This window comes from Peribacillus deserti, assembly GCF_016909175.1.
In the GTDB taxonomy this organism is placed as follows: Bacteria; Bacillota; Bacilli; order Bacillales; family DSM-1321; genus Paraperibacillus; species Paraperibacillus deserti.
Genome location: NZ_JAFBFI010000005.1, coordinates 1 through 14274 on the forward strand (window position 1 = coordinate 1; position 14274 = coordinate 14274).

Genomic DNA, 14274 nt, shown 5'->3' on the forward strand with positions numbered 1-14274 from the left:
TCCATCCGCTCGACTTGCATGTATTAGGCACGCCGCCAGCGTTCGTCCTGAGCCAGGATCAAACTCTCCGAAGAATGTTTGATATAGCTCTTAAAAGTTTAAAACTTGTTTTTGTATTTTCTCGAAAGAAAAATACGCTTGGCGTCTTGTTTCGTTCAGTTTTCAAAGAACAATCATTAGTCAGTATTAGTCAGTCACTCGTAAGCAACTTAATAATCATAACACGTTCGAATCGTTGCGTCAACACTTTTTATGAAGTGTTGTCTATAAGCATTGAAAATTTGTGTGTCTCATTTAAGCATTAGTCAAGCCGCTCTTCAGCCACTTTATTAGCCTAACATGCTTATCTGATGTAGTCAATACTTAATCTGCACCTCAAAACAGTAAATATGTTGTTGAAGTTGTATCAAAATATTATCATCGTTCCAGCTTTTAGTCTATAGAAAGCAGTAATTTTATCCGTGGTAATTATTGGTAACGTTTACGGATTACAAATATAGGTTAGACTAACTTGATCCACATAGACTTGATAGCGGGTTTAAGAAAATAGACGATTTAGCTTAATGAATGATCGGAAGGTAGCTATCATCTTCTCTGTTTCATTTCACACGCAAATCTTATACGTAATCAATTACTTCTTATATAAGAACAAAAAAGCTAATCGAAATTAGCTTTTTTATGAAGTTATACGGCGGTAGAGCCTCTTGAATCATTAATAACGTATGCTTCTTCTTTATCCAGCCAATCCTTACCTTCTACAGCTCTGGATACGAGCATGGCAGATGTATTGTCTCCTGTAGCATTCAGCATAGTCGCAGGGGCATCGATAATCGTGTGATGGCAGCTATAATCGGAAGAGCTTCCATAGGCAGAGCATATGCATTTCTGCAACCATTCCTCCACTCGAGATAGCTCCCATTACAGTTCCGCCCGATACGTCAATCAGCACAGCATAAAGAATGGTATCAAAACCTGTGAATTTCCATTTTAAATACCGAGAATAAGCATTTTTTAGAATAACCCCAAGGACTAATCTATCTTTATGCATGGAAGCACCTAATGGAAGAACCGTTTCCCTGATGTCTTTAGGGACTCCTACTTTCTGAGAAGCTTCCAAATTAAACGGGAGAGTTGCCATTGAGCTGCAAGTTGCGAGAGGTACTAGCCGGGGACATCATATTCTTCCAAAATACCGTTACTCCTTTTTTTCCAGCACTGACATATGCAAAGGCTGTATAAGCGACGGCGAAAAACACGGCTGCCACGGCAAAATATAACATTGTTGATTTGAAATAAGTTTCAAGCAGGTCTGTACCAAAAGTTCCGACCAAATAAGCAATGTAAGCTTCAAGTCTATCGGGGCATAATACATAATGAAGCTGATCATTTTCATAAATACAGCTGTGCCGGAATTCGTCAAAAAACTGCCCATTAATAAGAGAAGAGGGGCAGGAATAAGATCTCCCCCACTCTTTTACTTTTGAAGAAAACTTTTATTGACCCTCTACATAATCAAAATGCTGTTGAGCTTGCATCTTTTCTATTTAATAGACCCTTCTTTTTCAGTAAGTTATTTAATTTTTCTGAACTTAGAAGCATTGCTGCAACAAAAACGACTATACAAAAAGGGAAGATTCCTATTGTAGAATGAGATGCAATGAGTCCAAGAATAGGTGGCATAAAAGTACTACCTGTATAGGCAATTGCCATTTGATAGCCCATAATTTTCTGGGAATGCTTCTTTCCAAAGCGTGTTGGCGTTTCGTGCAACATACAGGGAAATATCGGCGCTAATCCTAATCCAATCATAATAAAACCTACAAGTGAGAGAGATGAAGGAAATGGCAGGATTAGAAGTATGGCACCAGAAAGTGCTATAATTTGCCCCACCCGAATGAGAGTGCTGTTACTAATTTTAAAGGTAATAAAGCCTGTAATAAATCTACCAACTGTGATTCCTGCGTAATAAAAAGAAACCCATTGTGCAGCAACTGCTACGGGTATATCCTTTACATTTACCAAATAACTACTTCCCCACAGACCCACTGTTGATTCTACCCCACAATAAAACAAGAAGGATATCAGAGCCAATTTAACTCCTTTAATTTGTAAGGGTTTTATATCTTTAGCATCTTCATTAAAAGATGTACCTTTTGTAGCTTCTGGCTCTTCATTTAGGGTATTATTGCTTGTTGTCACTCTGTTCCATAAGGGCAAGGTAAAGAAAAGGATTACAACTAACGCGAATTGAATTCCGGAAATTGCAAAATAACCATCTCTCCAAGAATTTTGACCTGAAATAAACTGAGCCATAATGATAGGACCAAAAGTAGCTCCGACTCCCCAAAAACAATGTAACCAACTCATATGGTGTGCTTTATAGTGTGTAGCAACATAATCGTTTAATCCTGAATCAACTGCTCCCGCACCTAATCCTAGTGGTATGGCACATACAACTAACCAAATAACCGACGGAGCAAAATGAAATCCTAGCAAAGCACCAGCAGTCATTAAGCAACTGACGAATGTTACATTGCCAGTTCCGAAACGTTTAAGGATCCTTCCACTAGCTAAACTGGAGATAATAGTACCACCGGCAATCGTCATAAAAAGTAATCCGGCAGTCTCAAGCGGGGCTCCATAGTCCGATTGCATCGTGGGCCACGCTACCCCCAACAATGAATCAGGTAAACCTAAGCTGATAAAAGCCAAATAAATGATAACTAAAAGGAATGTTGTCATATTTAATCCTCGCATTTATTATTTAGTAGTCAACTGTTGTTTCCGCTCTGTTTTACTTGTTTGCTCCATTCCATTCATCATAAGATCAAGTCCAAGACTTTGTAACCCATACAAATATTCTTGTTTCCAATCACTCATTGTAAGCTCTGGAAGTTGTTCTGAAGGGATATATTTTGAGCTGCCTATGGCAATTTTTGTTTAATACCGCTTCTTCAATATCATCTCTACAAAAAATGATGATGTGAGGGTTAATGATAGCTGCAAACGAGGCAATTAATCTGCTGATTGCTCAATCTCATAATCCTCACTGATCCTTATTTTTTAGGTCCACTTCCATTTTCTAAAGCTTGCCGAAAATTTTTTTCATTATACTGAGGGACGAATGACACCTCTCCCGAGAAAAAAGTACTTCCACGCACCACATCTCCATTTATCATAATTCCTGCACCGGGACCATTTTGACCAGAATATAAATAAATAAGGGATTGCTTGTCCTTAAATCCCCTATTATAGTGATATCCGAGAACAGCAGCATTCATATCGTTCTCTACTACAACAGGTATTGAAAAATGTTCTTCGTAGTATCCTTTTAAATCAAAATTTTGAAACTGCTCATATCCTGGTATATAAAAAATCCGTCCACTATCAACCGAACCAGGAACGCCAATTGCCATAGAACTGATTTTTGGATATTTAGTAATGATGTTTTCAATGCACTTCGTTAATAAATTTAAACCATCATCTTTTATTTATTACACTTTCTTTTTCCCTGTAATTGTAACAATTTGTGAATCAGGAATGTTTAAAGACGGCTCATTGCTTATCTCACCTAGTTCTTCATCTACAGCCTTTATTGATTTTACACCCGAAAGCTTCTGAGCGGCCTTAACATCCCCTTTGTTTTCATTATATAAATCAAACCAAGGATACCCGTTGTTAGTATAGGCATCTGCATCCACGGGAGAAGGCATAAGATTTCGGCCAGTGATTTCACTGAATTGTTGACTGTTTGCAACATGGATATATATTTCGGTCTTGCTCTCTGAATCCCACACGTCAATTCCATATTCGTCCGGATAGATTTCCTGCTTCATTTTACCGCCTGCCGCCAGTCCCATAGAGTCATTCAGACTGCATTCCATTACGGAACTTTTTAACAGGGGGCTGTATTCCGGTATGATATCAGGTTTTGGAGCAAATACCACAAATCTCATTCCGCCTAAAGCTTCCGTTTGAGAGAGCTGTTCTTCCACGGTATAGCCAAGGCCGATTGGCATGGCAACAAACTGCCGGATAAATCCTTCACCTGCATTAAATCCATCAAGCCAGGGCTGGTCAGGCGGGACTATGTAATTTTGGTCAGCATCGTTTAATAAGTCTTCCTTTTCATTACCTGTGATTGCATTAATATTCCCCGCATCCACAATAAGGGCATGAGGTGATCCTGAGAAATTCAGCCACAGTGCTTCCCGTTGATACATCCCGATAAAATAACCACCCAGCTCACGCCATTTTTCAGGGACCTTATCCAGGTAATCCTCTACCTTATATATAAAGAAGGAACCTAAACTCGGCGGAAGCGGATATACCTGATCATCATCCGGTATACGGAGAGTCCTTTCAAAGCTGATGCTCAATCCACCGATAACCAGCGAGTCTGTTTCTGCTTTTATTCGAAGCTTTTTGTTTTCCATACAATCTCTTCCCTTCATATGTTATTTTTTTAAATTTAAAACAATCTCAGCTGCGCGAAGGCGCACCATTGGATCAGGATTATCAAGCTCCATTTCTAAAACCTTTTTGGCCCTCTGTATGAACTCCATTTCATCTTCTTCATGCTCATCGTGCTCTTCCCTATATTGTGCAGGTGCAGACATATACATCATCGGTTCCTCAGCATGAAAAGACATTTCCGGCAGAATGGTTTCTTCATTTAATAACTCTTCGATGGTATGAACATGAGAAGTAAGATCTGCAGCTGTTCTAACCACCCTTGTTGATTTTTTCAGATTTTCTGGAAGCTCATCACGTTCAAGTACGAGGTTATACCAACGAACCATCCGCTGGTGGGGATATCCCCATTCATCGTTGTCCTTTTCCTCTGCATATTTATAATCACTTGTGATTTTTCCAAAATAGATGGTTCCCTTATAAGGAACCAGTACATAATCTCCCGGCTTCATTCGATAAACAATCATCTTCAAGGTAGCCAGCGCCGAATTGCTTTCCTTATAAGCACTTTGGATAAGCTCACGTAAATGATGCTCTCTAAGTCCGGTGAGATCTCCAATATGAGGCCAGCCCACTGCCACAATCTCTTCTTCCAAAAATTCATTCATACGTTCTCGATCATGAGGCTTTGGCCGGATGAGCCATGCTTGTGTATTCACTTATTGGTCGACTCCTTTTTTATGGATAATTTTACTATATATCCCTAATTATATTAAGTCAATTATTAGTTTTTATAATAATTAATATTCTTTTTAATATTATCACTAATATTTTTAGTCATATAGCTGAATATCTGCGAATAAAATAAATGTCAGAAAAAAAGAATTCGCGGGGGAAAAATGAAAAATTATATATTTATCCGTTCATTGCTGCTGGCTGGAAGTGTGTTAGGGCTATCTGCTTGTGAAGAACAGGCATCAAAAGAAAAAGAATTAGAGAAAAAAGTAGCGGAGCTTCAAGAGGCGCTGGAAAAAGAAAAGCTTAGTGAGACCAGTGAAAAAAAAGAACAAGAGCCTAAGGAAAAACCAGAGACGTCAGAGGTAAAAGTCATTCACCCTCTTTCACAAAGAGTAATCAAAACCTTTGATCCCGGTATTCTGGGATTTGGCACGAAGGATGAAGCATATAAGAAAGAAATCAAAGACTGGGCAAGAGCTGCCGCCAAAGGTTCTGAGAAATCAATCGGTTTAGATCAGAGAATGCTGCCGGATAAAATAGGGCCAAACGGTGAAATCATCAAAGGGAAACCACGAATCATTTTTGAAGAAGAGGAATTTCTGGAGCAGGTTCTTGCCTTGTCCAGAAGCGGCGGAGATCTAGAACTTCCGTTAACTATTACCGAAAGCGGATATAAGCCTGAGGAAGCAGCACATTTAGGAGAAGCGGTCGCTGCCTCTTATACAACCCGCTTTGACAAATCTTTAGCCGGAAGAACACGCAATATTGAACTTTCTGCACAAGCTATTCATAATGTCATCCTTGGCACAGGGGACATTTTCTCCTTTAATACTACAGTTGGACCAAGCGACGCAGCACATGGCTATCAAAAAGCAAAAGAAGCATTAAATGGTAAACTGGTTGACGGAATCGGAGGCGGAATCTGCCAGACTTCTTCCACTCTATACAATGCTATCGATCAATTAGGAGTCAGCTATGTGGAAAAGCACCATCATTCACTCAATGTAGGCTACGTGCCTAACGGCAGAGATGCTACTGTATCTTATGGTGGGTTGGATTTCAGATTTCAGAACACGGCAGGAGTGCCCTTCTTGATAAAAACAATAGTGGATAAACAAAACGGGACATTAACCGTTGAAGTACGAACGTCGGAAAAGTATATGGCACGGATACGAGGGCAGAACTAAACTTGAACACAAACAATAGAATCAGCCTATACGGCTGTCCGAAAAATACAAGCGGTACCGATTGCAGAGGGATTAAGCTTCATTCATATGGACTCCCCTAGAAGGAATTAACACATTATAAACCCTTGCTCCCCTTCATCAATTGTAGAGGGGGGTTTTTGCTTTATAAAGCACCTAATCAATAGCCACTATAGAAATATGACAAAGGTGGATACCTGGAAAAAACAGTTTAATCACTGGAGCTAGACCTTTTACATCCCTAAGTTAGCATTCTATAGACGTATTTGGTATTAAAAAAACAGCTCGATTTACAAGCTGTTTAAAGGTTCTTTATAAAATTGTCTATTTACTTAATCAATAATTTGATCACTACATCGTAATTCTTTTTAAATCCCTTAAGAAAGATCTTGTATCTCTTTTGATATCTCTTTTAAGCTCTCTTTTAAATACTCTCACTCTATTAATAACTTGTCTTAGCTGCATACGATTGTTCATATTTTTCATAGCAATCACCTCCTTTAATAGCAAGGTTCCATGTTTAATCCCTAAACTTAGACATACAAAAACCAGGGCAGTAAAGTGTCGTCATCTGTTTCTGCCGGCTGTATCTGCTCCGCTTCTTTTAAAAAGCGGAGGAAACGGGGAAATACCTGTGATGCAATTCCAAGGCTATGTGGTTCAAGCGGAAGGATACCTGGTGAATACAGCAAGTACATGGGTTCACCTCCCTTCAGGAAACCGGCATATGATTTCAGCTTCTTGGTTCAGACCTTTCAGGCAGCCATTCTGCTATATATGGAGGAAACATGGAGGCGTTGCTGAATGAGGTATGACCGCCTTTTATCAGTTTATAGGTTTTGTCTCGGCTGGAAACAAGCTTCATGATAGGCTTGATCATCTTTTCTGGTACTAAGAAGTCATTTTCTGCTGCAATTACAAGTAGGTTAGCCTGGATATTTTTTAAGGATGCTTTCTTCTTATTTATTTTAATCTCGCCAGTTACTAGTTTGTTTTTTCTGACCAAATCGTTCATCATTTGTTTCATTGCTGCCCCTGTAAATGGAACATGATCTCTTGTCCAGTGATTAAAACGGCGCCATTTATCGACATATTTAGGGTCTTCTACTCTGCTTAAAAGTGCAAGGTAACTTGAAAAGTGTATAGGGGATGTAACAAGGTTTAATCCTCGATTGACTACAAAACCTGGTAATGTCTGTGTTACATCCAGCCATTCGTCAAAATCGGCATTGCCTTCTCTGATTGCCTTTGACCATTCATCAAAGGCAGGAGAATGGCTGAAGTCGATCGGCGGGGTTGAAAGTATTAGATTCTTCACCGGTTCCTCAGCGATGGCTGCATACATTGCTGCAAGGGTTCCCCCTAGACAGACACCGTACACCGTAATTTCTTTTGCACGGGAATGCCGTAAAGCTTTTTTTACACCTTTTTGGATATAATCCGAAACATAACCGCTGATGCTTAGATCGCCATCTTCAAAGCCAGGAGCCCCAAAATCTAATAAATATACTTGAAAGCCTTCATTTACAAATGACGCGATCATGCTGCTTTCCGGAGAAAGATCAAGAATAACCGGCTTATTAATGAGAGAATACACAATAAATACAGGTATTCTATATTTTTTCTCTGCAGGAGGGTAATACCACAAAGTTGCTTTATTTTTCTTCCAGACTGCTTCTCTTTTGGTTACTCCCATTTCGGGCAGAGGACCATTGATTGCTTCCCTGGCAAGGGCCACCCTAGACTCTATGCTTTTTATATCAAGACTCTTATTTTCTTTTTCCATGTGTTTGGTTCATTCCCTCATTCAGAGAGTGCATAAGTTTATCGATACTTTCTGATTTTCCTGACTCCTTCTTGGAATGCTTCTTTTTTTTATCCTTCTTGTCTTTGCTCTTCTTGCGTTTGGATGCTTTACAGATCTTTACCATTTTAGAGAGCTTTTCCTCTAACTGATCAATCTTTTCCTCAAGCTGAACCTGCATTTTTGCCACATTTGCTACATCCCTTTTTGTAGGGAAATTTCCAAGTGCAGATAATGCTTCCATAGATTCCTGCATCTGCTTGACCATCTTAGCAGTAGTATTCGATTGGAGGCTCGCCTCTTTGATCCACTCATCATTATTAAGTGCCTCTCTTATGAGAGTGTTCAGTTCTTTTTCCTTTTGAACTCCCATTAACCGAAGAGTTTCGTAATAGTTATCTGGATTTTCTTTAATTTCCATATTTACTATCCCTTCTACTTTTATCTTGTTTACACGGCAGGAGGTAAAACTTCCGGTCCATTCAAGTCCCTTACCAAGAAAGGAACGCTCCTGCTTGTCTTTGTTTTACTAGAATATGCAATATCGAAAAATTAGAAACGGACAAAAGTACAGTTTCATATAGTTATAAATAATCCATAGTCTATAACCAACATTTTATTTTCCTGAGATAAAGCCACATTGCCGAACCTTAAATCAACAGGTAATATTCCATTTCGATAAAATTTGCTTCTCATGGCGATTAAGTTCAGCAAATGCTGACTAGTCATAGAAGCCTTACGGTCCATCTTCTTCATAATAATCCACCCTTCCCCCATTTCGAACACCGGGCAAAGAAACTGGCGGACTTCTTCCTTACAGCTGTGATATAGGTTGTATTCCTGTTTATTACTTATAAGGCCTATCCCGGAAAATGCCACTTTTAATACATATCCATTATCCAGGTCAAAAACCATCCGGTTTAAACCGCTGCCAATCATTTTATAACGAAGCTTTAATATACTTTTTGCGAGCTTCATTTTTTGCTTAGGAGTATAGAGCGGGTATTTCCTCATTTGGGATGCCCACGTCCCGATTGAGTCTATTTCTTCCCTTGTCAAAAAGGGTCTTTCTTTTGAGCTGTTTTTATTGTCATTTTTTCCTGGGCATAAAATAAAGCACCCCCTTTTTCATCAGATAAACGTTTTGGCTGTTCTCTTTCTGTTGGACCTTCAACCCTAAAGAGGCGTTCTTTCTTCAACAATCATTCTTATACCGCCTTTTGGCCGGAGGGTGATTGATGGATAAGGGGTTACACGACTATGATCCGGGGCGAGCTTTACTTTAAATCTCTGCGCCATTGTTGCAAGAACGAGCACCATTTCCATAAGGGCAAAATGATTTCCTATGCACACTCTTGGGCCGCCTCCAAACGGAAAGTACGCGTAAGCGGGGATTGTTTTTACAAAGTTGTTTTCAAATCTTTCAGGACGGAAAATCTCTGGATCCGCAAAATACTCCGGCTTATGATGCATCACATACTGGCTGATCATGATCATGTCACCTTTTTTAAATTGGTAGTCGCCAATTTCAACCTCTTCCAGGGCTTCACGTCCTATTACGAAGGCAGGCGGATACAGCCTTAGGGATTCCCAGATCACATTCTGGGTGTACGTTAGTTTCATAAAATCTTCTGGAGCAGGGCTGCGGCTGCCGATTACCTGATCCACCTCATCAAAGAACTTCTGTTCTGCTTCCGGATTCTGCGAAAGCAATAACAGCGTCCAGGCTAAAGCATTGGCTGTGGTTTCGTGTCCTGCCAGAAACATAGTCATCAGCTCATCACGAACCTGAATATCAGTCATTCCAATCCCATCCTCTTCATCCCGCGCGTCCATTAAGATACCCAGCATGTCCTCATGCTTTTCGGTATCCTGCCGTCTTTTTTCGATAATGGTATAAAGCACGGCATCAAGCTGTTCGATTGCCTTATTAAATTCACGATTCTTTTTCGTCGGGATCCATAAAGGAAGATTGAATAATTTCCTCATTCTCTTTACGGCGATATGCATTACAGTATCTAAAGGCGGACCAATGATGTTATAGCCTTCTTTAAATTCCATGTTGAACATCGTTTTTGAAATAATATCCAGCGTTATATTCATCGTATCCTGGGTGATAATCCGTTCTTCTCCATCTCGCCACTTGGATACATAATCAGTAGTAATATCAATCATGCTCTGGGCATAGCTTCTGATATTTGTTTTCTTAAACGCCGGCTGTATAAGCCTCCGTTGACGCATATGGTACTCTTTCTCGCTGGTCAGCAGCCCTTCCCCGACTACCGGTTTCAATGCATTAAAGTCCTGCGATTTCTTAAATGACTTTTGTTTTGTAACAAGTACCTGCTTGATCAAGTCAGGATCAGAAATCAGGTACACATTTTGAAAAGGCCCGAACCGCATCTTAGCCACTTCACCATAACCAGATACACGCTTCAAAAAACCAAGCGGATCTGCCTGGAAGTCCTTAACATGCCCGGAAATCAACCTTCCCTCTGGGCCGCTGGGAACCTTCTTCAAGCCATCTGAATCACTCAATTGGGCACTGCCTCCTTCACATAAACTTTCCCTCACCCCATCCTATGAAATATCTACACTCCGGCTTGTACTATAGCTCAGAAAACCAATGTTTTTTTGGGGACTGTCCCCCATTTCCCAAAGGCTTCAGGCTTGGTTTTAGGCATTTTCTTGGGGGGACAGTCCCTATTTCCCGAAGCTTCCGCCGCCTATACAGATCTCGCTATTTTTTATACTGATTTAAGTGCTGAATCATGAGTTTATTCACTGCATGAGGGACTTCAATCTGGATAAAATGTCCGGCATCCTGTATAACAGAAACCTGTGCATGCGGAAAGCTTTCATTCTTCAGTTTCCAGGCAAATGGCAAGGGTACGTACGGGTCGTTTTCCCCCCATAGAATGGACACCGGTACTTTCAGTGATTTCAGTTTTTCCTGATACATTTTAACTGTTTGCAAATTTCCTGATCTGTATAAATCCAGGACCACTTTACTGGAATCCTCTGTATGAAATACCTGATAAAAGTCCTTCAGCGTTTTTTCGGTAATACCGGGAATCGATTTTCTTGTTTCGGAAGAGAATTGCCCCCAATCCGCAAACTTCTTCATTGCTTCTTCCCCTATGCCAGGAGTACGCCATATCTGTGCCAGCTTATGCCAGCTGTATTCGTCTGAAATCGTCGAATTGGAAACAACGATACTTAATACATCTTCTGGATGATCACAAGCCCATTTAAGTCCGATTAACCCGCCCCAATCATGGACTACAAGGTGCACCTTCTCTAAATGCAGATGCTTCTTAAAATCTGATACAAACTCACCAAAACGCTCCCATGTAGAAGCTTCATCAAACGGTTCACTCTGGCCAAAGCCGGGCAGATCAGGTGCAATAGCACGGCAGCCGCTTGATAGTATAGCTGGAACGATTTCCTCCCAAACCAGGGAGGACTCTGGGACTCCATGCAGCAAAAGAACGGCTGGACTGCCTGGATCTCCTTCCTCTAAATAAAAAACCTTCTTATGATTGATAATCGTTTGTTTCTTTTCCAACTATCCGACCTCCACAAATCATTTTTTGTGTGAAACCTTTAAAACACCCTGTCCATACTTCAACTTATGCTTTACAGGGAATACCTGCCTGTGGCTCTTTTTGAAAATGAACAAAAAAAGAGATGCACCATGGCACCTCTTCCTGCTTTTCGAATCAGATTTATATCTGTATTCACAAACTTATCTATCAATCAATATTCTATTTTTTTCGTTGAAGCACCCCACCTGGCGAACGGGACTTCGCTGTCTCGAATAATTATTTGCTTCATAGGCAGTCTGCGTTTTTCCAGGGGCAGCGAAAGCTCTGCATAGATAAACTGATCATCAAATCCAATGGCTGCCGCTTGATCTTTTGTACATGCATAATACACTGCCTTTGGACGTGCCCAGTAAATGGCACTTAGACACATCGGGCAAGGTTCACAGCTTGAATAAATTTCACAGCCGTCCAGTTGATGATGGCGGAGCGCCAAACAGGCCGCTCTTATGGCCTGAATTTCGGCATGTGCTGTCGGGTCACAGGAAGCTGTGACTTTATTCTGGCCTGCTGCTATAATTTTTCCATCTTTAACAATCACTGCTCCAAAAGGGCCGCCGCTGTTTAAGGAGACATTAATCTTAGCAAGTCGTACCGCTTCCTTCATGAAATCTTCTCTCTCCATTCCGGCTTCCCCCCTTAAAAAAGTTATATTTACACTTAACTAAAATCTGCAAGGAATTCATATTGCCCTGGAAGATAATCTGCCTCATTATTTAGAGGCCCGTACCGATTCAGAGATGGTTTTTCATTAACTGTAATTATAAACAGCCCTTAAGGGTAATCCTATGAAGGGCAAAATAACAGGAATGACACCTCATTTTTTCTTACGGAAAAGATAAGTAATATTGCCAATATTTATAATTTACATACTATTTTAAAATATCTTTAAAAATACTTAATTTCTGGTATTTAGTTGAAATATACTAAATTGTGTTTACAACATTACGAATTAAAGTTATTATAAAATAACTAAAAAGGAGGAGAAAGTATGTCATCAATAAATAAACAGAAAATTGTGGATAGTGTTCCTCAAAAAGGTTTCTTTGGACATCCTAAAGGATTATTCACACTTTTCTTTACTGAGTTTTGGGAGCGATTCTCCTATTACGGTATGAGAGCCATCCTTGTTTATTATATGTATTATGAAGTTTCAAAGGGCGGTTTAGGAATTGATGAAGGTACAGCCCTTGCCATTGTTTCCATTTACGGATCCCTGGTATATATGTCAGGCATCATTGGCGGCTGGCTGGCCGACAGAATTTTCGGAACTTCAAGAGCCGTATTTTACGGAGGCATCCTGATCATGCTCGGACATATTGTTCTTGCTATACCTGGAAGTCTAGCAATGTTCTTTGTATCCATGGTATTGATCGTCTTAGGAACTGGTCTCCTTAAACCAAACGTATCCAGTGTAGTTGGGGAAATGTACGCTGAAAATGACGATCGCCGCGATGCAGGCTTCAGCATTTTCTACATGGGAATTAACGCAGGTGCCTTCCTTTCACCGCTAATTGTCGGAACAGTTGGAATGAAATACAGCTTCCACCTTGGTTTCGGAATTGCTGCAATCGGTATGCTGCTTGGATTAATTGTTTTTGTTGCAACAAAGAAAAAAAACCTTGGCCTTGCAGGAACGATACCTGCAAATCCACTATCACCATCAGATAGAAAATCTGTCTTTACTAAAATGGGACTTGCAGCTGTAATTCTTGCAGCTATCATTGTGATTGCATCAACTACAGGTACTTTAACAATTGAAGGCTTTATTAACCTTGTGGCTGTTCTTGGATTTGTTATTCCTGCTTTATACTTCATCTTTATGTATCGCAGCCCTAAAACAACTTCAACTGAACGCTCTCGTTTAATCGCCTATATCCCATTGTTTATAGCAGCGGTTATGTTCTGGGCTATTCAGGAACAAGGTTCAACCATCTTAGCAAGTTATGCAGATAAGAGAACTCAATTAGATTTCGCAGGCATTCATATTTCACCTGCATGGTTCCAATCACTAAATCCATTATTTATTATTATGTTAGCTCCTGTGTTCGCATGGATGTGGGTTAAATTAGGAAAACGCCAGCCGTCTATACCTCAAAAGTTTGCTCTAGGTTTATTATTCGCTGGTTTATCATTCCTTGTAATCCTTCTTCCTGCTTATTTCGGTGGAGAAGACGCATTAGTAAGTCCATTGTGGCTGGTACTCAGCTATTTCATCGTTGTTCTTGGTGAGCTTTGTTTATCACCAGTTGGACTTTCAGCGACAACAAAACTGGCTCCTGCCGCATTCTCAGCACAAACGATGAGCTTATGGTTCTTAGCTAGTGCTGCAGCACAAGCTTTAAACGCACAGCTTGTAAGATTCTACTCTGCAGAAACAGAAATGGCGTATTTCGGAGTCATCGGGGTAGTTTCATTAGCACTAGGATTTATCCTTTTTGCTCTTGCACCAAAAATTCAAGGTCTTATGAAGGGTGTACGTTAATTTATAAGCTAGAAAAAAGACAGC

16 protein-coding genes, 1 rRNA gene and 1 pseudogene are annotated in these 14274 nt (G+C 40.2%); 2 read left to right on the forward strand and 16 right to left on the reverse strand.

What is annotated here, in order from left to right; genetic code table 11:
• From JOC77_RS06855 to JOC77_RS06885, 7 genes and pseudogenes are all read right to left on the reverse strand, one after another.
• Positions 1 to 74, reverse strand: a 16S ribosomal RNA gene (locus tag JOC77_RS06855); the annotation flags it as partial.
• Positions 75 to 684: 610 nt separating this feature from the next.
• On the reverse strand, positions 685 to 903 hold the full coding sequence (locus JOC77_RS06860; protein WP_204541284.1) for a hypothetical protein: 219 nt from the start codon (positions 901 to 903) through the stop codon (positions 685 to 687).
• Positions 845 to 1138: a cation:dicarboxylate symporter family transporter gene (locus JOC77_RS21820; protein WP_204540696.1), complete on the reverse strand. Its 294-nt coding sequence runs from the start codon at positions 1136 to 1138 to the stop codon at positions 845 to 847. Before JOC77_RS21820 ends, JOC77_RS06860 begins: the two co-directional genes overlap by 59 nt.
• A 374-nt stretch (positions 1139 to 1512) precedes the next feature.
• Complete coding sequence (locus JOC77_RS06870; RefSeq protein WP_204540700.1) at positions 1513 to 2742, reverse strand: MFS transporter; 1230 nt, start codon at positions 2740 to 2742, stop codon at positions 1513 to 1515.
• An 18-nt stretch (positions 2743 to 2760) separates the two neighbouring features.
• Positions 2761 to 3485, reverse strand: a pseudogene (locus tag JOC77_RS06875) (ROK family protein); the annotation flags it as partial.
• A 9-nt stretch (positions 3486 to 3494) separates the two neighbouring features.
• On the reverse strand, positions 3495 to 4436 hold the full coding sequence (locus tag JOC77_RS06880; RefSeq protein WP_204540703.1) for a hypothetical protein: 942 nt from the start codon (positions 4434 to 4436) through the stop codon (positions 3495 to 3497).
• A 21-nt stretch (positions 4437 to 4457) separates the two neighbouring features.
• Positions 4458 to 5132 carry a restriction endonuclease gene (locus JOC77_RS06885; protein WP_204540706.1) on the reverse strand — a complete coding sequence of 225 codons (675 nt, stop codon included), beginning with the start codon at positions 5130 to 5132 and terminating at the stop codon, positions 4458 to 4460.
• A gap of 180 nt (positions 5133 to 5312) precedes the next feature.
• On the opposite strand from JOC77_RS06885, the gene JOC77_RS06890 reads away from it, so the two are divergent.
• Positions 5313 to 6338 carry a VanW family protein gene (locus JOC77_RS06890; RefSeq protein WP_204540709.1) on the forward strand — a complete coding sequence of 342 codons (1026 nt, stop codon included), beginning with the start codon at positions 5313 to 5315 and terminating at the stop codon, positions 6336 to 6338.
• 369 nt (positions 6339 to 6707) lie between these two features.
• On the opposite strand, the gene JOC77_RS21570 is transcribed toward JOC77_RS06890, so the two are convergent.
• The 9 genes from JOC77_RS21570 to JOC77_RS06930 form a co-directional block, all read right to left on the reverse strand.
• Complete coding sequence (locus tag JOC77_RS21570; RefSeq protein ID WP_275585058.1) at positions 6708 to 6842, reverse strand: hypothetical protein; 135 nt, start codon at positions 6840 to 6842, stop codon at positions 6708 to 6710.
• 47 nt (positions 6843 to 6889) lie between these two features.
• Positions 6890 to 7054, reverse strand: coding sequence for a hypothetical protein (locus tag JOC77_RS06895; RefSeq protein ID WP_204540712.1), 165 nt, complete (start codon positions 7052 to 7054; stop codon positions 6890 to 6892).
• A 35-nt stretch (positions 7055 to 7089) separates the two neighbouring features.
• Complete coding sequence (locus JOC77_RS06900) at positions 7090 to 8142, reverse strand: alpha/beta fold hydrolase (protein WP_239558645.1); 1053 nt, start codon at positions 8140 to 8142, stop codon at positions 7090 to 7092.
• Positions 8126 to 8581, reverse strand: coding sequence for a hypothetical protein (locus JOC77_RS06905; RefSeq protein WP_204540715.1), 456 nt, complete (start codon positions 8579 to 8581; stop codon positions 8126 to 8128). The genes JOC77_RS06900 and JOC77_RS06905 overlap by 17 nt, the downstream gene beginning before the upstream one ends.
• 155 nt (positions 8582 to 8736) lie before the next feature.
• The gene (locus tag JOC77_RS06910) at positions 8737 to 9219 is read right to left on the reverse strand and encodes a hypothetical protein (protein ID WP_204540718.1); all 483 of its coding nucleotides are present in this window, start codon (positions 9217 to 9219) and stop codon (positions 8737 to 8739) included.
• Positions 9216 to 9362, reverse strand: coding sequence for a hypothetical protein (locus tag JOC77_RS06915; RefSeq protein WP_204540721.1), 147 nt, complete (start codon positions 9360 to 9362; stop codon positions 9216 to 9218). Before JOC77_RS06915 ends, JOC77_RS06910 begins: the two co-directional genes overlap by 4 nt.
• Positions 9337 to 10698, reverse strand: coding sequence for a cytochrome P450 (locus tag JOC77_RS06920; RefSeq protein WP_239558646.1), 1362 nt, complete (start codon positions 10696 to 10698; stop codon positions 9337 to 9339). The genes JOC77_RS06915 and JOC77_RS06920 overlap by 26 nt, the downstream gene beginning before the upstream one ends.
• Positions 10699 to 10900: 202 nt before the next feature.
• Complete coding sequence (locus JOC77_RS06925; RefSeq protein WP_204540724.1) at positions 10901 to 11728, reverse strand: alpha/beta fold hydrolase; 828 nt, start codon at positions 11726 to 11728, stop codon at positions 10901 to 10903.
• Between the two features lie 191 nt (positions 11729 to 11919).
• Complete coding sequence (locus tag JOC77_RS06930) at positions 11920 to 12390, reverse strand: nucleoside deaminase (protein ID WP_204540727.1); 471 nt, start codon at positions 12388 to 12390, stop codon at positions 11920 to 11922.
• Positions 12391 to 12756: 366 nt separating this feature from the next.
• Between JOC77_RS06930 and JOC77_RS06935 the strand changes: the two genes are divergently transcribed.
• Positions 12757 to 14250: a peptide MFS transporter gene (locus tag JOC77_RS06935; RefSeq protein WP_204540730.1), complete on the forward strand. Its 1494-nt coding sequence runs from the start codon at positions 12757 to 12759 to the stop codon at positions 14248 to 14250.
• Positions 14251 to 14274: the final 24 nt, after the last annotated feature.